At 34.9% G+C, this 20,413-nt stretch carries 23 protein-coding genes and 1 tRNA gene; 11 read left to right on the forward strand and 13 right to left on the reverse strand.

Going from position 1 to position 20,413, the window contains the following annotated elements; translation table 11 throughout:
• Together BUE95_RS10170 and arsB are read left to right on the forward strand one after the other, a co-directional pair.
• The gene (locus BUE95_RS10170) at window positions 1-609 is read left to right on the forward strand and encodes an arsenate-mycothiol transferase ArsC (protein ID WP_073584084.1); all 609 of its coding nucleotides are present in this window, start codon (window positions 1-3) and stop codon (window positions 607-609) included.
• Between the two features lie 4 nt (window positions 610-613).
• Window positions 614-1,645 carry an ACR3 family arsenite efflux transporter gene (gene arsB, locus BUE95_RS10175; RefSeq protein WP_073584086.1) on the forward strand — a complete coding sequence of 344 codons (1,032 nt, stop codon included), beginning with the start codon at window positions 614-616 and terminating at the stop codon, window positions 1,643-1,645.
• A 27-nt stretch (window positions 1,646-1,672) separates the two neighbouring features.
• On the opposite strand, the gene BUE95_RS10180 is transcribed toward arsB, so the two are convergent.
• The 7 genes from BUE95_RS10180 to BUE95_RS10210 form a co-directional block, all read right to left on the reverse strand.
• Entirely contained in the window at window positions 1,673-1,930 is a 258-nt protein-coding gene (locus BUE95_RS10180) for a DUF6952 family protein (protein WP_073584212.1), read from the reverse strand.
• Window positions 1,931-2,005: 75 nt separating this feature from the next.
• Window positions 2,006-2,314 (reverse strand): thioredoxin family protein, encoded by a 309-nt coding sequence (locus BUE95_RS10185; RefSeq protein WP_073584088.1) that lies wholly within the window; start codon window positions 2,312-2,314, stop codon window positions 2,006-2,008.
• 78 nt (window positions 2,315-2,392) lie between these two features.
• Entirely contained in the window at window positions 2,393-3,028 is a 636-nt protein-coding gene (locus BUE95_RS10190) for a peroxiredoxin (protein WP_073584090.1), read from the reverse strand.
• 195 nt (window positions 3,029-3,223) lie between these two features.
• On the reverse strand, window positions 3,224-5,404 hold the full coding sequence (gene katG, locus BUE95_RS10195; RefSeq protein ID WP_073584092.1) for a catalase/peroxidase HPI: 2,181 nt from the start codon (window positions 5,402-5,404) through the stop codon (window positions 3,224-3,226).
• A 138-nt stretch (window positions 5,405-5,542) separates the two neighbouring features.
• Window positions 5,543-7,012: a Na+/H+ antiporter NhaC gene (gene nhaC, locus BUE95_RS10200; RefSeq protein ID WP_073584094.1), complete on the reverse strand. Its 1,470-nt coding sequence runs from the start codon at window positions 7,010-7,012 to the stop codon at window positions 5,543-5,545.
• A gap of 70 nt (window positions 7,013-7,082) precedes the next feature.
• Window positions 7,083-8,441 carry a M28 family peptidase gene (locus BUE95_RS10205; RefSeq protein WP_073584096.1) on the reverse strand — a complete coding sequence of 453 codons (1,359 nt, stop codon included), beginning with the start codon at window positions 8,439-8,441 and terminating at the stop codon, window positions 7,083-7,085.
• Between the two features lie 72 nt (window positions 8,442-8,513).
• Window positions 8,514-9,716 carry an aminotransferase class I/II-fold pyridoxal phosphate-dependent enzyme gene (locus tag BUE95_RS10210; protein ID WP_073584098.1) on the reverse strand — a complete coding sequence of 401 codons (1,203 nt, stop codon included), beginning with the start codon at window positions 9,714-9,716 and terminating at the stop codon, window positions 8,514-8,516.
• 188 nt (window positions 9,717-9,904) lie between these two features.
• On the opposite strand from BUE95_RS10210, the gene BUE95_RS10215 reads away from it, so the two are divergent.
• Complete coding sequence (locus BUE95_RS10215; protein ID WP_073584100.1) at window positions 9,905-10,363, forward strand: Lrp/AsnC family transcriptional regulator; 459 nt, start codon at window positions 9,905-9,907, stop codon at window positions 10,361-10,363.
• 107 nt (window positions 10,364-10,470) lie between these two features.
• Here the strand turns inward: BUE95_RS10215 and BUE95_RS10220 are convergent.
• Window positions 10,471-10,544: transfer RNA gene (locus tag BUE95_RS10220), tRNA-Met, on the reverse strand.
• Window positions 10,545-10,698: 154 nt separating this feature from the next.
• On the opposite strand from BUE95_RS10220, the gene BUE95_RS10225 reads away from it, so the two are divergent.
• Entirely contained in the window at window positions 10,699-11,091 is a 393-nt protein-coding gene (locus BUE95_RS10225; RefSeq protein ID WP_073584102.1) for an START-like domain-containing protein, read from the forward strand.
• A 52-nt stretch (window positions 11,092-11,143) separates the two neighbouring features.
• Entirely contained in the window at window positions 11,144-11,983 is an 840-nt protein-coding gene (locus BUE95_RS10230; RefSeq protein ID WP_073584104.1) for an aminotransferase class IV, read from the forward strand.
• Here the strand turns inward: BUE95_RS10230 and BUE95_RS10235 are convergent.
• From BUE95_RS10235 to BUE95_RS10255, 5 genes are all read right to left on the reverse strand, one after another.
• Complete coding sequence (locus BUE95_RS10235; protein ID WP_073584106.1) at window positions 11,976-12,536, reverse strand: YqgE/AlgH family protein; 561 nt, start codon at window positions 12,534-12,536, stop codon at window positions 11,976-11,978. The two genes, BUE95_RS10230 and BUE95_RS10235, sit on opposite strands and share 8 nt — an antisense overlap.
• A 122-nt stretch (window positions 12,537-12,658) precedes the next feature.
• Window positions 12,659-12,934 (reverse strand): HU family DNA-binding protein, encoded by a 276-nt coding sequence (locus tag BUE95_RS10240; RefSeq protein WP_073584108.1) that lies wholly within the window; start codon window positions 12,932-12,934, stop codon window positions 12,659-12,661.
• 176 nt (window positions 12,935-13,110) lie between these two features.
• Window positions 13,111-14,058, reverse strand: coding sequence for a methionyl-tRNA formyltransferase (gene fmt / locus BUE95_RS10245; RefSeq protein WP_073584110.1), 948 nt, complete (start codon window positions 14,056-14,058; stop codon window positions 13,111-13,113).
• On the reverse strand, window positions 14,058-15,944 hold the full coding sequence (locus tag BUE95_RS10250; RefSeq protein ID WP_073584112.1) for a RecQ family ATP-dependent DNA helicase: 1,887 nt from the start codon (window positions 15,942-15,944) through the stop codon (window positions 14,058-14,060). The genes fmt and BUE95_RS10250 overlap by 1 nt, the downstream gene beginning before the upstream one ends.
• Before the next feature lie 38 nt (window positions 15,945-15,982).
• Window positions 15,983-16,522 (reverse strand): AAA family ATPase, encoded by a 540-nt coding sequence (locus BUE95_RS10255; RefSeq protein ID WP_073584114.1) that lies wholly within the window; start codon window positions 16,520-16,522, stop codon window positions 15,983-15,985.
• Between the two features lie 173 nt (window positions 16,523-16,695).
• Here BUE95_RS10255 and BUE95_RS10260 point away from each other — a divergent pair, with 173 nt between their 5' ends.
• From BUE95_RS10260 to BUE95_RS10285, 6 genes are all read left to right on the forward strand, one after another.
• Window positions 16,696-16,980, forward strand: a complete 285-nt coding sequence (locus BUE95_RS10260; RefSeq protein ID WP_073584214.1) for a DUF493 family protein — start codon at window positions 16,696-16,698, stop codon at window positions 16,978-16,980.
• Between the two features lie 7 nt (window positions 16,981-16,987).
• Window positions 16,988-17,689, forward strand: a complete 702-nt coding sequence (locus BUE95_RS10265) for a DUF4290 domain-containing protein (protein ID WP_073584116.1) — start codon at window positions 16,988-16,990, stop codon at window positions 17,687-17,689.
• Window positions 17,690-17,697: 8 nt separating this feature from the next.
• Window positions 17,698-19,008 carry a UDP-N-acetylglucosamine 1-carboxyvinyltransferase gene (gene murA, locus BUE95_RS10270; RefSeq protein ID WP_073584118.1) on the forward strand — a complete coding sequence of 437 codons (1,311 nt, stop codon included), beginning with the start codon at window positions 17,698-17,700 and terminating at the stop codon, window positions 19,006-19,008.
• Window positions 19,009-19,091: 83 nt separating this feature from the next.
• A complete protein-coding gene (locus BUE95_RS10275) occupies window positions 19,092-19,859 on the forward strand; it encodes a sulfite exporter TauE/SafE family protein (RefSeq protein ID WP_073584120.1) in 768 nt (255 codons plus the stop codon).
• A gap of 69 nt (window positions 19,860-19,928) precedes the next feature.
• On the forward strand, window positions 19,929-20,114 hold the full coding sequence (locus BUE95_RS10280) for a hypothetical protein (protein WP_073584122.1): 186 nt from the start codon (window positions 19,929-19,931) through the stop codon (window positions 20,112-20,114).
• On the forward strand, window positions 20,114-20,386 hold the full coding sequence (locus BUE95_RS10285) for a type II toxin-antitoxin system YafQ family toxin (protein ID WP_073584124.1): 273 nt from the start codon (window positions 20,114-20,116) through the stop codon (window positions 20,384-20,386). The genes BUE95_RS10280 and BUE95_RS10285 overlap by 1 nt, the downstream gene beginning before the upstream one ends.
• Window positions 20,387-20,413: the final 27 nt, after the last annotated feature.

Consider the following 20,413-nt stretch of genomic DNA (forward strand, 5'->3'; position numbering starts at 1 on the left):
ATGTTAGAAAAATTAACCAAAACCATCCAAACAATTGCTGCAATTCCTGTAGAAGAGGAACGAAAGGTCGTTTTGCAACCTTTAGTGGAGTACATTCAAAAGAAAGTCAATTCAAATGACGAAATTCGATTGAACTTTATTTGCACACACAATTCGAGAAGAAGTCACTTGTCTCAAATTTGGGCACAAACCCTGGCATTTCAATTCGGAATCAAGAATGTATTTTGCTATTCTGGTGGAACGGAAGCAACAGCAATGTTTCCTAAAGTGGGTGAAACGCTAGTAAATCAAGGATTTCAAATTCAGAAGGTAAGCCAAGAGCAAAATCCAGTTTATGCGGTGAAGTTTGATATCAATCAACATCCTATCATTTGTTTTTCTAAAACCTATTTCGATGATTTTAATCCGAAAGCTAATTTTGGAGCCATCATGACTTGTAGTAACGCTGATGAAGGATGTCCTATGGTTTTTGGTGCAGAAGCTCGATTTCCAATCAAATACGACGATCCAAAAGCATTTGATGGAACAGAAGTGATGAACGAAAAATATGCAGAACGCAGTTTGCAAATTGCTAGTGAAATGTATTTTGTGTTTTCCCAAATAAAATAAGAATATGAAAAAAAGATTACACTTTTTAGACCGCTATTTAACGATATGGATTTTCTTAGCGATGATAATTGGAGTGGGAATTGGTTATTTTATTCCCAATTCAGCGGATTTCATCAATTCCTTTTCATCAGGAACAACGAATGTTCCGTTAGCCATAGGATTGATTTTAATGATGTATCCTCCGCTAACTAAAATTGATTTTTCAAAAGTACCTCAGATGTTTGAAAAACCAAAGCTGTTATCGGCATCGTTTGTCATTACTTGGATTATTGGTCCGTTTTTAATGTTTTTATTAGCAACGTTCTTTTTAAAAGACTATCCTGAGTACATGACTGGATTAATTATCATTGGAATTGCGCCTTGTATCGCCATGGTAATCGTTTGGAATGAATTAGCCGAAGGAAATCGCGAATTAACGGCTGGTTTAATCGGAATTAATAGCTTGTTGCAAGTCTTTTTCTTCAGTTTGTATGCCTACTTCTATCTGGAAGTCATGCTACCTTTGTTCGGTATAAAAGGATTGGAATTAAATATCACCATAGCTGAAATCGCTAAAACCGTTGGAATTTATTTAGGCATTCCTTTTGCACTAGCTCTTATTAGTCGTTTCACGATTAAAAAGTATATCGGCGATACGTTTTTCAATCAGCAATTCATACCAATTGTTTCGCCAATTACATTGATTGCTTTGCTTTTTACCATTGTAGTAATGTTCAGCTTAAAAGGCGAAATGATTGTCGATTTGCCAATGGATGTAGTTCGTATTGCAATTCCATTAGTAATTTTCTTCGCGATTATGTTTTTCTTAATGTTTTTTGTGGCCAAGAAAATTGGGGCTACTTATCGTGATGCTGTAGCGTTGTCTTTTACGGCTTCCGGAAATAATTTTGAGTTAGCCATAGCCGTTTCTATCGGAGTTTTCGGAATTAATAGCGGACAAGCGTTTGCGGGCGTTATAGGACCTCTAGTTGAAGTTCCTGCTTTAATTATTTTAGTAAATGTGGCGTTTTGGTTGAAAAAGAAGTTGTATAAATAAAAACTCTCAATTTCTTGAGAGTTTTATTTATTTATCAATTGAGCCTAAAACTCGTTTCATGAAGTCATTTAGTGCTGTTTTCTTGTCGGCACCATCTTTAACAGCTTGGTGTACTTCAAGAGCACCATACATGTTAGAAATCAGCTCTGCGATCACATCTAGTTCTTCATCTTTTAAGGATGAAACTTCGCAAAGATTTTCTAATACTTCGATCGTTTCTACTAAATAATCCTGATCGTTATCTTCAATAAATTGGGTTAACTGCTTTATAATTGGTAATTTCATTTTTTTAGATTTTAGATTTTCTGATACAGGATTTTCAAACATACGAATAGCTAATATCGGAAAATCAACATATCGTTACAATACTTCTTGAACCAATTCTGCTAAAACTTCAGCTTTATTCGTTTGTGTTTGATTCACTAAAACACCATTTTTGAAAGTTGCAAAAGTTGGTAAATTATCCACTTTTGCTAGTTTTCTCGATTCTGGAAATTTTTCAGCATCAACCATTACAAAAGGAACAGCTTCGTTTTGAGAAGCCATCATTTTAAATTTTGGTTTCATTATACGACAGTTCCCACACCATGATGCAGAATATTGCACTACAACAGTTTCGTTTGATGCAACAATTTCCGCCAAATTGTCTTGTTCTATTTCTGTAAACATTTTTTTAAATTTTCAATTAGACAATAGTCAATGTGCCAATTTTTGTCTAATTGACACATTGATTATTGCCATATTATTTTAGTGAGAAGCTAAATAAGCAGCTGTAGATTTTCTATCAGCGTTCATAGCTTCTTTTCCTTCTTCCCAGTTTGCTGGACAAACTTCTCCTTTAGTTTGAACGTGTGTATACGCATCGATTAATCTTAAGTACTCGTTTACGTTTCTTCCTAATGGCATATCATTTACGCTTTCATGGAAAACTTTTCCTTCTTCGTCAATTAAATAAGTTGCTCTAAAAGTAACGTTAGATCCTTCTAAAATTTCATCGTTAACGTCTTCATTGTAAACCCATTCCGCATCTAATATATCCAAAGCAGCAGCTAAATTTCTTGTCGTATCAGCTAAAAGTGGGTATGTTACTCCTTCGATTCCACCATTATCTTTAGCTGTATTTAACCAAGCAAAGTGTACTTCGTTTGTATCACAAGAAGCACCAATTACCATTGTATTTCTATTTTCAAATTCTTGTAAAGCAGCTTGAAAAGCATGTAATTCTGTTGGACACACGAAAGTAAAATCTTTAGGATACCAAAATAAAACTATTTTTTTCTTGTTATTCACCGCTTCTTCTAAAACGTTGATTCTTAAGTTATCTCCCATAAAAGAGATTGCGTCTACTGTAATGTTTGGGAATTTTTTTCCTACTAATGCCATGATTTTGTATTTAAAAATGATTAATTTTTCTTGGTGCAAAAGTACAAATTGAATGCGTAAAAAAGTATGATATTTATTATATTTTTAGATATAATAATAGAGAAAACTTATGAAAGATTTTTTATCAAATTTTAGCATAATAACACAAAAAAAACCACCTATATTAGGTGGTTTTAACTTGATTATAAAAGCAGTTTATTTCAAATCAAATCGATCTGCATGCATTACTTTTGACCAAACACTGATGAAATCTTTTACGAATTTTTCTTTGTTATCGTCTTGTGCATATACTTCAGCGTAGGCACGTAGAATTGAATTTGAACCAAAGATTAAATCTACTCGTGTGGCTGTCCATTTGGTTACTCCTGTTTTTCTATTCACGATATTGTAAAGATTATCCCCAACAGGTTTCCAAGAATAATTCATATCAGTTAAGTTCACAAAGAAATCATTAGTTAAAACGCCTTCTTTATCTGTGAAAACGCCATGTTTGGTTCCACCATAGTTGGTTCCTAACACACGCATTCCACCAATTAAAGCAGTCATTTCTGAAGCGGTTAATCCTAAAAGCTGCGCTTTGTCCAACATTAATTCTTCAGGTTCTACTACATATTTAGCTTTCATAAAGTTTCTAAAAGCATCGTTTGTAGGCTCCAACACTTCGAATGATTCCATATCTGTCATTTCTTGTGAAGCATCACCTCTTCCTGCATGGAATGGCACTTTTACGTCAAATCCTCCTTCTTTTGCAGCTTGTTCAATTGCCGCACTTCCTCCTAGAACGATTAAATCAGCCAAACTTACTTTTTTAGATAAATTTGCTTGGATTTCTACTAATTTATTTAAGACTTTTTGTAAGCGTTCAGGCTCGTTAGCAACCCAATTTCTTTGTGGTTCTAAACGAATTCTAGCACCATTTGCACCTCCTCTAAAATCGGAACCTCGGAACGTTCTCGCACTGTCCCAAGCCGTATTGATTAATTCGGTTCTCGTTAATCCTGAATGTAATAATTTTACTTTTAAATCTTCAATCTCAGCATCAGTTAACGTGTAATCCACTGTTGGAACTGGATCTTGCCAAATCAAATCTTCTTTTGGAGCATCAGCACCTAAATAACGCGTATTTGGACCTAAATCTCTATGCGTTAATTTAAACCAAGCTCTTGCGAAAACATCCGAAAAATAGGCAGGGTCTTTGTAAAAACGTTCTGAAATTTCTCGGTAAGCGGGATCCATTTTCATCGCCATATCGGCATCTGTCATGATTGGATTTCTTTTAACTCCTGGATTATGAGCATCAATAGGTTTGTCTTCTTCTTTAATGTTGATGGGTTCCCATTGCCAAGCACCTGCTGGACTTTTCTTCAATTCCCAATCGTAGTTTAATAGCAAGTGGAAATATTCGTTGTCCCATCGAGTTGGATGCGTTGTCCATGCACCTTCTAAGCCACTTGTCACAGCATTTGCGCCGCCACCTTTTGGGTTTAACCAACCAAAACCTTGATTTTCAATTGCGCCAGCTTCAGGTTCTGGACCTAAAGTAGAAGCGTCTCCATTTCCATGTGCTTTTCCTACGGTGTGTCCACCTGCAGTTAAGGCTACTGTTTCCTCATCGTTCATCGCCATTCTTTGAAAGGTAACACGAACGTCATGTGCAGTTTTTAGTGGGTCAGGTTGTCCGTCAACTCCTTCTGGGTTGACATAAATTAATCCCATCATTACCGCTGCTAACGGGTTTTCTAAATCTCTTTCTCCTGAATATCTTGTGCCTTTACTTCCTGATTTAGCCAACCATTCTCTTTCCGCTCCCCAGTAAATATCTTTTTCAGGATGCCAAATGTCTTCACGACCTCCAGCAAATCCAAAGGTTTTTAATCCCATCGATTCATAAGCCATATTACCCGCTAAAATCATCAAATCCGCCCAAGAAATTTTATTTCCGTATTTCTTTTTAATGGGCCATAATAATCTTCTGGCCTTATCTAAATTCCCATTGTCCGGCCAACTGTTTAGCGGTGCAAATCTTAGATTCCCTGTTCCCGAACCACCACGACCATCTGAAATTCTGTAAGTACCAGCGGAATGCCATGCCATACGAATAAATAAGCCACCATAGTGTCCCCAATCAGCTGGCCACCAATCTTGGCTTTCAGTCATTAAGTTTTTTAAATCGGTTTTCAAGGCTTCTAAATCCAGCTTTTGGAATGCTTCTGCATAATTGAAGTTTTCTCCTAGTGGGTTGGTTTTAGTGTCGTGTTGGTGCAAAATATCTAAATTCAATGATTTCGGCCACCAATCGTGATTTTTAACACCGTCGCTCAATCCTTTTTGGTTTTGATGAAATGGGCATTTGCTAATGTCATTTGAGTTTTCCATATTCAATAATTTTAATTTATAATTGTAAGTGTTTGTTTTTTAAATTTCTACACTTGCTAATTTACAAATAAAAAAACCATTACTCAATTAAAGTAATGGTTAAATTTTATTTAAGTATAAATTAAAACTATAACAATTTTAGTTTTTAATAGTGTTAGTCAATTGTTTTATTTTAATGTTAAACGCAGCAAATAATAAAGTCATCACGGGACTAATCAGATTGAAAAAGGCATACGGTAAATAGTCAAAAGTATCGACACCTAATGTTCCGGATTGATATGCTCCACAAGTATTCCAAGGGACTAAAACAGAAGTAACTGTTCCAGAATCTTCCAAGGTTCTACTTAGGTTTTCAGGTGCAAGTCCCTTTTTCTCATAGGCTTTAGCAAACATTTTACCGGGTACTACTATGGCTAAATATTGATCAGATGCGGTAATATTGAGTGCCAAACAACTCCCTACTGTTGAAGCAAATAGCCCTAAAGTTGTTTTGGCTAATTTTAGCAACTCTTTGCTTATTCTTGATAAAGCTCCAATGGCATCCATTACGCCACCAAAAACCATGGCACAAAGAATCAACCATATGGTTCCAAGCATTCCGGTCATCCCTTTTGCTTTGAATAGTTTTACTAAATTTTCATTTTCAGTCGGAATTACAGTTTCTGTTGTTATAGCATTCATGACTCCTTTATAGGCAGACTTAAAAGTCATAGCATCTACGTTCATCAGCTGATTAAGAAGTTGTGGCTGAAAAAGAAGTGCAAATAATCCTCCTAATAATATTCCAATGAAAAGCGCTATCAAAGGTTCTGTTTTTTTGAATATTAATCCAATAACAATAACAGGTACAAGAAATAACCAACCGGTTATATGAAATGCTTTTTCGATATCCAATAACATTTGTGTGGTATCGGTTTTCCCTTGAATATCTACGGTTAATCCTAAAATTACAAATAATAGCAATGAAATAATAAAGGTAGGAACCGTTGTCAATGTCATGTATCGTATGTGCGTAAACAAATCTGTACCAGCCATGGCAGGTGCTAAATTAGTAGTGTCTGACATTGGTGAAAGTTTGTCTCCAAAGTAAGCTCCCGAAATAACCGCTCCAGCTACCATCCCAACAGGAAATCCAATGGCACCACCAATCCCAACAAGTGCTATACCCACGGTTGCAGATGTGGTCCAAGAACTACCTGTTGCAATTGAAATAATAGAACAAATAATCATAGTGGCAGGTAAAAATACCGCTGGACTCAAAAGCTGTAATCCATAATATATCATTGAGGGAATAATGCCACTAATCAACCAAGTTCCGGCTAATGCGCCTACCATTAATAAAATCAGAATCGCTCCTGCAGTTGATTTGATGTTATTGGACACTTCTTCTATCATGCTGTGAAAGGAAACTTTATTCAAAAGTCCCACTATTACTGCTACACCGGCACCAAGTAACAAAACAAATTGGTTACTACCCGCAAGAGGATCATCGTCTTCGCCGTTGTAAGCAACTAATACATTATAGGCTAAAAGTCCAATTAAAACAATTACAGGAATTAAGGCTTCCCAAATATTTAATTCTTTATTTTTATTAATTTCTTTGTTCATTTAGTTAGGTTTGGTCTCGCAATATAGAGAAATGTCAGTTGTTATACAAATGCCTCCAGAATACATTTTTTTATCTTTTCTTAAAAGTCTCTCTTATAATGTCTTGTGGAAATACAACTACACTTTCGTGTCCATCTTTACCTACAGCTGCTACTCCAAAAAAGTAATTGTCTATAACGATGCCTTTTAATTCGAAGTTGTCTACATCTCCTACAAACCTACTAAACTCCCATTGTGGTGCAGTGGTACTTCTCCAGTATATTTTATAACCAATACAATTGGCATCGTCACTTTTTTTCCAACGAAGTTTAACGTTGGGCTCTACTATTCCTCCAATCAATACATTAGAAGGTGCTTGAGGCGCCCAAGCCAAAGAAGCTAAATTGATGGCATTAACAGCAGTTAACTTTTTGGCATATTCAAAATTTACACCCTCGATTACGTCGCCATATTGGATTCCATTCTCGGTTCTTAAATTTTGGTGTTGACGGTTGTAATTTTCATTCGTTTCCATGATGCGAATTCCAGCAAAACCTAAATCATTAAAAGGACGATGATGGCCTCCACGACCAAAACGGTCTAGTCGGTAGATTAACATTGGATTCATTTCAGGCATATACGTTTTGGTTGTTTTCTCAATATAACGAGCCAATTGTCTTGAATTCCCATCTACTTCACCGCCATAAAAACGTCTCAAATTACGTGTTCGATCCGATTCATTTGCAGGAGTAGGCTCTGAAAAAATTCGAAACGAACGATTGTCAATTACACCATTAACCCCTTCTATGTTTCCAATCATATCGTTATTGAATACTCCTATGATTTCCCAATTGTTTTTCACAGCGTATTCTGCGAGTCCTTTTCCACCAAATAAACCTTGTTCTTCACCTGATAGGCCAACATAAACAATGCTGTTTTCAAATTGATACTGACTTAAAACTCGTGCCGCTTCAATGGTTCCAGCCATTCCAGAAGCGTTGTCGTTTGCTCCAGGGGCATCGCCTAAGTAATCCATAGTGTCTGAATTACGACTGTCAATATCACCACTCATAATGATATATCGGTTGGGATATTTAGTTCCTTTTTGAACCGCAACTACATTTACTATCCATGTGTCTTTTGGAACGCGCTCGCCATCATTTGTAGTTACAAAGTCTTTTTGGTAAAAAACATCTAAGCAGGTGTTGCATTTTTTTGAGATGGCATCAAATTCATTTTTAATCCACCTTCTGGCAGCACCTATTCCTCTTTTGTTAGAAACAGTATCGCTAAAGGTGTTTCGGGTTCCAAAGTTGGCCAACTTGATAATGTCGTTTTTAATTCGTTCCTCTGAAATTCGATCTATAATATCATAAATTCTAGGATCGGTTTGTGCTTGAATCAGGAAACTACTGACTAAAAAAAGCAGGCTAAATATAATTTTTTTCATAGTAAAGTTTCTTTCAAAGATAAAAAAAACCGCTACAAAAGCGGTTTTACAAAATATATTTTTTTGTGATATTTATAGAATAGAAAGCTCTTGCATGCATTCACGCATCGTTTGATACGTTCTTTCAATATTGTTGTCTAGTCCTATAGAAAAACGAATTAAACCATCCGTTAATCCCATTTCAGCCTGCTCTTCTAAAGGAATTTCCGATGATGTTGATGTTCCTGGCGCACTGAATAGCGTTTTATAAAATCCTAAACTAACAGCTAAATACCCTAAGTTACGTTCTTGCATCAGTTCCATTAATGCATTCGCTTTGTCTAAACTTCCTACATCAATGGTCATCATGCCTCCAAATCCATATTCTGGATTAATCATTGTTTTATAGATTTCATGGCTTGGGTGACTTTTCAATCCAGGATAAACGGTTTTAATACCGTCTGCTTCAAATCGGTTGGCCAAATACATCGCATTGTGACTGTGCTGTTTCATGCGAATGTGTAAGGTTCTTAAGTTTTTCATTACCGATGCCGAACGCAAACTATCCATTGTTGGACCTAATAGCATGCTGGCACCGTCGTTTACATTTTTTAAACTATTAATGAAATCTTGTGACGCACATACCACACCACCCACAGTATCGCTACTTCCGTTGATGTATTTTGTAAGCGAATGAATTACAATATCAGCTCCTAACTTCGCAGGAGCAACAGACAAAGGAGAAAAGGTGTTGTCAACCACCAATTTAATATGGTGTTTTTTAGCAATTTTAGCCAATGAAGCAATATCTGCTACTTCCAATAATGGATTGCTCACGGTTTCGCAATATAAAACCTTGGTATTTGGAGTAATCGCTGCTTCAACTACATCTAATTTTGTAATGTCTACAAATGTCGTTTGAATACCCATTCTCGGTACGAAATTTTTCAAAAACGCATACGTACCACCATAAATAGTGCGGCTAGAAACAATATGATCTCCATTGCCACACAATTGCAACAGGGTAGGAGTGATTGCCCCCATTCCAGAAGCTGATACATTTGCGGATTCTGTTCCTTCCATTGCTGCTAATGCTTTGTCCAAATATAAATTACTAGGAGAGGAATGACGGGAATACAAATAGCAACCTTCGGCATTGCCTTCAAAGGTGTCAAACATGGTTTTAGCCGAAAGAAAGGTATAAGTAGAACTGTCAGAGATCGATGGATTCACACCACCAAATTCACCAAAATATTGAAGGTCTTGAATTTTGTCTGCAGGATTGAATTTTTCCATAAATTTGAAGTTTAGTTGTTTTTAGAATATCAAATCTCTGAAATGCCTATTTATTTTTCAATAGTTTTCTTTAAAATTAGTTTTTTATACTTTATTTTAATATATTTGTAGAATATAAATCTATAAATATTGATTTATAGCATTTTTTTAACTGAAACTAATAATTGTAATAGGAATAAAATTGTAATATGGACGCAATTGATAAAAAACTTCTTGGATTACTGCAAGCTGACACTAAGAAAACAACAAAAGAATTGTCTATGGTATTAAATCTTTCGGTAACCGCAGTTTATGAAAGAATAAAAAAATTAGAGCGGGAAGGTGTAATCCACAAGTATGTCGCTCTTTTAGATCGAAATAAGGTAGAGAAAGCTTTTGTTGTTTTCTGCCACATCAAATTGATCCAGCACACCAAAGATTTTGTCACTACTTTTGAAAGCGAAGTAGTAAAGCTTGACGAAGTATTGGAATGTTTTCACGTAAGTGGTGACTACGATTATATTTTAAAAGTACACGTAAAAGACATGGATGAGTATCGGGAGTTCATGATTACCAAACTAACGAGTTTGCAACATATTGGAAGTACACACAGTTCTTTCATGATAGGTGAAGTTAAAAACACGACTGCTTTTAATTTATCGAAATGATTTTTTTGAAGATTTTAGAAGCTAATTTCAGGTTGTTGGTACTTTATGTAAATAAAAAAACGGATTAGTAAACACTAATCCGTTGATTTTTAAAAACTTAATTTTCGTAGCGAAGACGGGAGTTGAACCCGTGACCTCAGGGTTATGAATCCTGCGCTCTAACCAACTGAGCTACCTCGCCAAATGTTGGTCTCACATCCTTGCTGAATGCGGGTGCAAATATAAAACTAATTATTTTGTTTGCAAATATTTTTTCATCAAAATAAATTAAAATAATTTTTTTGTTAATTCGATTAATTCTGTATATATTTCCAAACTGAAAATTAAAATAGACTATGAGTGTAAAAGTAAAATACGAATTAGAATTCCCAATACAATCCTCGCCTCAATTATTATATCAATATATTTCAACTCCTTCAGGTTTATCAGAATGGTTTGCCGATAATGTAAATTCAAGAGGAGAATTTTTTACTTTTATCTGGGATGATTCCGAAGAAAAAGCAAAATTAGCTTCAAAAAAATCAGGCGAACGAATTAAATTCAAATGGCTGGATGAAGAAGGTAATGAGACCGATTATTTTTTTGAGTTAAAAATTCTAGAAGACGAAATCACAAAAGATGTTTCCATTATGATTTCGGACTTTGCTTACGAAGAGGAATTAGATGAATCCAAGTTGCTTTGGGAAAATCAAATTTCGGACCTAAAACATGTCTTAGGTTCCGTTTAAAAACTCAATTATATAAGTTATATTTGTCCCGATTTTAAAATCGGGTTTTTTTATGATAAATTTTAACGGAAATATTCAGCAAGAAAGTGCTATTGCTGTTGAAAATAATAGGGGTTTTTTATTTGGAGATAGTGTTTTTGAAACCATTAAGGTACTCAACGAGCAAGTACTATTCCTAGAAGATCATTATTTTAGATTGATGGCTTCAATGCGCATTTGCCGTATGGAGATTCCAATGAACTTTACTATGGAATATTTTGAATCCCAAATTTTAGATTTAGTTCAAGCGCAAACAGGTGCTAGTGCTTATCGTATTCGTTTTTCGGTTTACCGAGATGCGGAAGGTTTTTACCTGCCAAAATCGAGAAAAGTACAATTTATTGTGACCGCTGCTCCTTTAGAGTCGGAAGTATATACTACGGGAAAAGAGCAGTATGAAGTAGAACTTTATAAAGATTTTTATATCACTAAACAATTGCTCTCTTCATTGAAAACGAACAACAAAATGCTTCAAATTACGGGAAGTATTTTTGCAGAAGAAAACGGTTATGACAATTGTTTGGTTTTAAATGATGATAAGAATGTAGTGGAAGCATTACAAAGTAACCTCTTTATGAAAATGGATAATGTAGTTGTAACACCACCGATATCAGAGGGTTGTTTGAACGGAATTATGCGCAAACAGGTACTCGAATTGCTTAAAAAGATAGATGGTCTTGAAGTCAAGGAAGCGGTTATTTCTCCTTTTGATTTGCAAAAAGCAGACGAACTCTTCTTAACCAATGTAATCTCAGGAGTCCAACCCATTACAAAATACCGCAAAAAAGAATACACTTCAGCATTGGCACATGAGGTTGTAAAAAGATTGAACGCTAAAATACGACTTAGTTAAGAATTGGATTTTCAGGAGCATTTGAGAACAAGACGTATTCGCCTCCTTGCTCAATTATTTTTTCTTTCCAAAATAGGTTGCTTGCTTTTGATAACAACTTGTTTTTCAAAGTGTTTTCATTTATAATCCAAGCATTTTCTTGCAGTTCCATTTCAAGTTGGTTTACACTCCAACCGCTGTAACCTAGAAAAAAACGAATGTTATTTCGTCCAATTTTTCCCGTATTGATCAAGTGTTTTGTGGTTTCAAAATCGCCACCCCAATAAATACCATTTGAAATTTCAACACTATTTGGAATGACCTCTGGAATGTTGTGAATAAAGTACAAGTTGTCTTGTTCTACCGGTCCGCCATTGTAAATTTTAAATGAAGCATCAATCTCCGGAATGAGATCGTTAATAGTGTAACTCAAAGGTTTGTTTAAGATAAAACCAATGGATCCTTCATCATTGTGTTCGGCTAACAAAATCACAGAGCGATTGAATGATATATCGCCTAAAGTAGTAGGTTCTGCTATCAGCAAATGACCTTTTTTCGGTAAAATAGATATCATATTCGGTATGTTTAATTCCTAAAGTTATCAAAAAAAGTATAAAAAATCAAATTTTTTAGACAAAAAGCAAAAAAAGAGTCCCGATTTGCATCGGGACTCTCTATTTTGTTGTAACAAAAATATTATTTGTTTACTGCTCCTTCTAATTCAGCACCAGCTTTAAATTTTACTACATTTTTAGCAGCAATTTTGATAGTTTTACCAGTTTGAGGGTTTCTTCCATCTCTTGCAGCTCTTTTAGATACTGACCAAGAACCAAAACCTACTAAAGATACTCTTCCACCTTTTTGTAAAGTTCCTTCTACATTGCTTAAAAATGATTCTAAAGCTAATTTAGCAGCTGCTTTTGTAATTCCAGCAGAAGCTGCCATTGCATCGATTAATTCTGATTTGTTCATGATTAAAGTTATTTATAATTGGTTAAACTTAATTATTTGTAGCAAATTTAGCGGTATTATTGAGCCGTGCAAGTTTTCGTGCTAATTTTCGACTAAAATGTTAATAAATTCATTTAAATGTTAATAACATTGTTTGTTTTTTTAAATTTTAGGCGCAAATACAGTGTTTTCAGGGCTTAAAGAGCTATTGCGTTTTCAGATAGCTTAACGCCATTTAATAATTCATGCGTTCCCATTCTTTTCTTTCCTGGAAATTGCAAACTTTCAATTTTTAAAACACCTCCATGTACCGCTACAAAAAGTTCTTTTTTAGTAGTAGTTATTTTTCCAATAGTATCCGTATGTGCCTTTTCTTCAAAACTAGCCGAGTAAACCTTTACATTCCACTCATTTTCGCCATCCTTAATAAATGTCCAAGCAGCTGGATAAGGCGACAAGCCTCTGATTAAATTAAAAATTGTCTTTCCCGATTGCGACCAATCAATTTTACAATTCTCTTTGTTTAATTTATAAGCTGTTTTTGGTTCAGGCTGATTCTCTTGTAAAGTAGTTGTTGCTTTTTCGGATTCAATTAATTGAAGTGTTTCTAAAACCGTTTCGCTTCCCAAATGCATCAAACGATCGTGTAATTCACCTGCAGTTTCATTGGCTCCAATTGCTGTTTCCTTACTTAAAATCATCGCACCAGTGTCAATTTTATCATCAATAAAGAAGGTAGTAACGCCTGTTTTAGTTTCACCATTAATGACAGCCCAATTAATTGGGGCAGCGCCACGATATTCTGGTAACAAAGAAGCGTGTAAATTGAACGTGCCTAGTTTTGGCATTTTCCAAACCACTTCAGGTAACATTCTAAAGGCAACCACTACTTGTAAATTGGCATCCAAACTTTTTAGATCGGCTAAAAATGCTTCCGATTTTAAATTGGTAGGTTGTAATATGCGTAAGTTTTTTTCCAAGGCATATTCTTTAACGGCACTCATGCTTACTTTTTGTCCACGACCTGCTGGTTTGTCGGGAGCAGTGATAACCCCTACAATATCGTAGTTGTTTTTGTAAATAGTATCCAAAATCCCAACAGCAAAATCGGGTGTTCCCATGAACACAATTCGTAATTTTTCCATTATATAAGGTAATATTGATTGTTTGTATTGATTTTGATGCGCCCTTGCTCTAATAATATTTGAATCGCAAAGATAGTGGCTTCTGTAGAAATGTGCAGTTGGTTTTCAATTTCTCTTGAAGTCAACGCCTTATTTTCTAATAATTGTAATACCGATTGGGTGATTTCAACGGGTTGGACTTTTTTTTTAGCAGTACAATACGAACAAGTGCCACAATCCACTTTCGCTATTTCATCAAAATAAGCAAGAAGTATTTTATTTTTACAAGTGTCTTCATTACTTATATAATGTACCACACTATCAAATTGAGCTTCTTTTAATTTATTTTGATGTTCTAAAAACTTTGCTACACGATTGATGGTCAAATCGTCCTCTCGAGCTTCGTTAAAAGTAATCGAACTATCATTGTTTTTAGCATGCAAAACAATGCATTGATTAGTCGCAAGCTTATCAATGACTTTATCAACTTGATCAAGTGTTACTTGTGCTTTTTTGGCTATCAAATGAGGATTGATAGTTGTTTCTGTATCAAAAATCCCAGAATAGGTCCTTAAAATCGCTGTAATAATAGGTTCGTCATGTGGATGCAAACTGATGTAACGGATAACTTCTTTACTCGGAATGATAAATTGCAAACTTATTTTCTCAGTGGATTCACTTTGAAAAGTAATAATACCTTGACGATCCAAAAACTGCAAACTATTGAATGCTTTGATTACTGGAAAATGATAATGGGCACAAAACTGATTCAAATTGAAAGCAAAACTTTCGTTATAACCTTCGCCGTAAGCAATTTGAAAGTAATTGTTCAATTTGATGTAAACGTCTTTTACGAATTTTTTATCCGGTAAAACATCGATAAATTGGGCTTTAGTGTAAGCAATATCAGATGGATTCGTAACAATGATTCCGAAGGCTTTTTCGCCATTTCGTCCTGCTCGTCCCGCTTCTTGATAATAATTTTCTAGATTTTCTGGAAGTTGAATGTGAATTACGGTTTTTACATCAGGTTTGTCGATCCCCATTCCAAAAGCGTTTGTGGCTACAATAACTTGTGATTTGTTTTCAAACCACGATTGCATGTTCTTTTCTTTTTCTTTTGCGGGCAATCCTCCATGATAAAACGTACAAGTAAATCCCAATTGATTCAATTGTTGCGAAGTTTCAATACACGATTTTCGATTGCGAACATAGATTATCGAAGATTGCGGATTTTTTGTTAATATCTGCTGAATCTTGAATAATTTATCTTCGGTTTTAATGACATGATACGCTAAATTTTCTCTAGTAAATGACTTCGTGAAAACTTTTGGGTTAACCAATGCTAAATGCATGCAAATATCTTCCTGAACTCGTTTGTTGGCTGTTGCAGTTAAGGCTAAAAATGGAGTAGAAGGAAAGTGCGTTTTTAAAGCCGAAATCTTCAAATACGCCGGTCTGAAATCGTGCCCCCATTGACTTACACAATGCGCTTCGTCAATTGCAATAAGATTGATAGGTAATTGTTTCAAGCGTTCAACAATCCAATCATGTTGCAAACGTTCGGGTGAAAGGTATAGGAATTTGTAATTTCCGAATTGGCAATTGTCTAAAATAGCAATTATGTCGTCTTGAGAAACGCCACCAGTTAAGGCAATCGCTTTGATGTTTTTGCTTTGTAAATTCTGAACTTGGTCTTTCATCAAAGCAATTAATGGGGAAATCACCAAGCAAATTCCATTCCGCATTAACGCTGGAATTTGAAAACAAACCGATTTCCCGCCACCAGTTGGTAAAAGTGCAAAGGTATCATTTCCCTCTAAAATCGATTGAATAATGGCTTCTTGAGGTTCCCTAAAACGATCGTGTTTCCAGTATTTTTGAAGAATTTGTAAGGCTTCCGACATGTGAAAAGGCTTTTAGAAACACTAAAATACAAAAAAAATTATTTAACAAGATGTTTCATAATAAATTCAACACGATTTTCTACCGTGTCTTTAGGAACTTCTGTAATGGTATAACCGTATTTTTTATAAGTTTCCATCAAATGTTCGTGAATCAAAACGGCTTGTTCGTAGTTTTCATAACGCTCCGCATCACTTACATAAATTTCTTTCCAAGGTGGTAAAACAAAAATGGCGGAATATTTGTGGTCTTGACAAGCTTTGTCAAAAAAAGAGGGATACGAATCACCAATATAATGCATATAAGCCAAGACATCAGGAATGCCGCGATCTAAAAAAACAATGTTTGCTGTTTCATTCAAAGCTTCTTTGTATTGTCTTTTTCGGCCTTCAAGCAGTAATTCACTAAATAAAAGTGGTTTTTCAAGAAACAATTGTTCAATGCCTTGTTCTTGTGCTTCACGAATAACTTCACGTGAAACCTCAGGATAGCAAGTGTGTCCTTTTTCTTTTAATGCCTCGATTAAGGTGGTTTTTCCAGAACTTGGACCACCAATTAAAACCACAATTTCTTTATTCATCTTGAAATACTAAGGCGCAAAAGTAAGTTTTTTTAAAAAGCTAATCAACTTTAAATCCAGAATCCGCATTAGACTTCGTTATGAAACAGAATTAGGCATTAAAATTTATAAGGTACTACAATACAATTCTAAACAGAATAAAGTATATTTGCTTTTCCTAATACGAAATGATGATGGATAAGAAAACAGAAGAATTTTACATCCGATTAAAAGAAGAATTAACGAATTCAACACTTTGGCCTTCAGAGTATTTATACAAATTTATCATGCCTTCCAATTTACACAGTATCGCAAAAGTGGAAGCCGCTTTTAACAATATGGGAGCAGTTATCACAACCCAACAATCAAAAACAGGCAAGTTTACAAGTGTTTCCATTAGCGTGAACATGCCAAATCCTCAAAGTGTAATTGATAAATATATTGAGGTTTCAGACATTGAAGGCATCATTTCATTATAAAACAATCATGCAAGAAGAAGTAAGTTATTTAGAATACAATTCGCAACGTCCGCATTTGATTATTCCTGAGTACGGAAGACATTTACAGAAGTTAATCGATCAGGCTACCGCTATTGAAGATCGTGAAGAACGAAACAAAGCAGCAAAATATATCATCTCAGTAATGGGTTCCTTAAATCCACATTTACGTGATGTGCTAGATTTCCAACATAAATTATGGGACCAGTTGTTTATCATGTCAGATTTTAAATTGGATGTCGATTCGCCTTATCCAATTCCATCCAAAGATATTTTAACACAAAAACCGGAACGTTTAAAATACCCGCAAAATTTCCCGAAATATCGTTTTTATGGAAACAACATCAAATACATGATTGATGTAGCGAATAGTTGGGAAGAAAGCGAATTGAAAAATGCTTTGGTCCTAGTGATAGCCAATCACATGAAAAAATGTTATTTGAGTTGGAACAAAGACACCGTAACCGATGAAGTAATTTTCGAACATTTATTAGAACTTTCGGGAGGGAAATTAAATCTTTCGAAATCCAATGAAGAACTTTCGAACACACACGATTTGATGAAAGTGAATAAGAAAGTATCCAATAAAACGCAGTTTGGTACAAGTAAACCCGGAATTGTGAAGAAAAACAACAACAATAAAGGGCATTTAAATAAAAACAATCAAAATAAGAATACATTTAAAAAATAGGCAGTTGCATGGGAACATTTAAAATTGAAGGAGGAAAAGCATTAAAAGGAGACATTACACCTCAAGGCGCTAAAAATGAGGCGTTACAAGTATTATGTCCTGTGTTGTTAACTTCTGAAAAAGTGAGAATTACCAATATTCCAGACATTATTGATGTTAATAAATTAATCACCCTTTTAGGCAATTTAGGGGTTAAGATTCAAAAAAATGGACCTGGTGATTATACCTTTCAAGCCGATGAGGTAAATGTAAACTACCTAAAAACTGATGCTTTCAAAAAAGAGGGGGGAAGTTTAAGAGGTTCGATTATGATTGTAGGACCTTTGTTAGCACGTTTTGGTTGTGGCTACATTCCAAAGCCAGGAGGCGATAAAATTGGACGTCGTCGTTTAGATACGCACTTTGAAGGTTTTATTAATCTTGGAGCAAAATTTAGATACGAAAGAGAAGACCATTTCTACGGAGTGGAAATCGATGGAAGATTACAAGGAACGTATATGTTGTTAGACGAAGCTTCAGTAACGGGAACAGCAAATATTGTAATGGCAGCGGTTTTAGCAGAAGGAACAACAACAATTTATAACGCAGCTTGTGAGCCTTACTTACAACAATTGTGTAAAATGTTAAACGCTATGGGTGCAAAAATCACCGGAGTAGGGTCAAACTTATTAACGATTGAAGGAGTAGAAAGTTTAGGCGGTTGCGAACACCGTATTTTACCTGATATGATTGAAATCGGTTCTTGGATTGGTCTTGCAGCTATGACAAGAAGTGAAATTACTATTAAAAATGTGAGTTGGGATAACTTAGGTCAAATTCCCAACGTATTTAGAAAATTAGGGATTACTTTAGAAAGAAAAGGGGATGATATTTACATTCCCGCTCATAAAGATGGATACGAAATCAAGACGGATATCGACGGTTCTATTTTGACCATCGCAGATGCCCCGTGGCCTGGATTTACTCCCGATCTGTTAAGTATCGTTTTGGTCGTAGCTACACAAGCTAAAGGAGACGTGCTAATTCACCAAAAAATGTTTGAAAGCCGTTTGTTCTTCGTGGATAAATTAATTGATATGGGTGCCAAAATTATGTTATGTGATCCACATAGAGCGGTGGTAATGGGACATAATTTCCAATCGCAACTAAAAGCGACTACTATGAGTTCACCAGATATTAGAGCTGGAATTTCTTTATTAATTGCTGCATTAACAGCAAAAGGAACTTCAACTATTCAAAATATCGAACAAATCGACAGAGGTTACGAGCGCATCGATGAAAGATTAAGAGCTATCGGAGCTAATATTGTCAGAGTATAGTTCAGTGCTTAGTGTTCAGTAATGAGTTAGTAGTTTGCAAATCTTAGTACTGAACACTAAAACTGAACACTGATTACTAAAAAATGGAAACCTACATCATCCTTTTTCTCTGCATCGCTTCCTTCATAGCTGGTTTTATCGACGCTATTGTGGGGGGTGGCGGACTTATTCAAACGCCAGCAGCTTTAATTTTATTACCAAATTTGCCTGTTGCCTCTATCATTGGGACATTGAAAATTCCTGGCTTTAGCGGAACGAGTATGGCAACTTATCACTATTTGAAATCGGCAAAAGTGAATTGGAAGTTATTCCTTGTAATGGCTGTTATTTCTTTTGGATTTGCATATTTGGGTTCGAGTCTACTCAATGTAATGCAAAATGACTTCATGAAACCCTTACTTTTTGTGGTTTTACTTTTGTTGCTGTTGTATACCTACTTTAAAAAAGATTTTGGACAATTTCATATTGATAAATTAACAAAAAAGCAGACTTACCTCTACGGATGTATCATCTGTGTTTTTCTGGGATTCTATGACGGTTTCATTGGTCCAGGAACAGGAAGTTTGTTAATAATGGCATTTATTGCAATTCTAGGATTCGATTTTTTACAAGCCAACATATATGCAAAATTGGTCAATTTAGCAACCAATATAGGTTCTATTACCTTATTTGTCTTAAAAGGAAAAATCATATGGACTATTGCCATTCCTATGGCAATTTGTAATGTGACCGGTTCTTGGTTGGGCGCCAGGTTAGCCATTTCAAAAGGCAACGGATTTATCCGAATCTTTTTCTTAATTGTGGTAGGATTGGCGTTACTTCGTTTTGGATATGATGTGTTTTTTAAATAATTTATCATTTAATAAAGAATTAATTTAACTAGCACGATTTTTGTATATTTGTATTAAAATACTATAATCATGGCAGAAATAACATTAAAATTCGATGCAAGAAACCCAATTGCAAAAAAAACGATAGATTATGTTCTTTCACTTGGAGTTTTTAAAAAAGTTTCAGGCTTAGATCAAGCGCTTGAAGATGAAAAGAAAGGTAAAGTGAAAAAATATAAAAATAGCGAGGATTTGTTCAAAAAAGTATTGGGTTAATGTACAAAATAACTACAACCAACAAATTTGACAAAAGTTTAAAACTTTGTAAAAAGAGAAATTATGATTTGTCTTTGTTACAAGTAGTAATTGATTTACTTCAAAAAGAAGGTAAGCTACCACAAAAATACAAACCACACAAATTATCAGGAAATTACAAGGATTGTTGGGAATGTCACATAAAGCCAGATTGGCTTTTAGTTTGGAAACAAAACGATACTGAACTCATACTACTTCTTTTAGATACAGGTACGCATAGCGATTTGTTTTAGTTTTTTTACATATTCTGATGCTTCGTT

It is taken from the genome of Flavobacterium cucumis (assembly GCF_900148835.1).
In the GTDB taxonomy this organism is placed as follows: Bacteria; Bacteroidota; Bacteroidia; order Flavobacteriales; family Flavobacteriaceae; genus Flavobacterium; species Flavobacterium cucumis.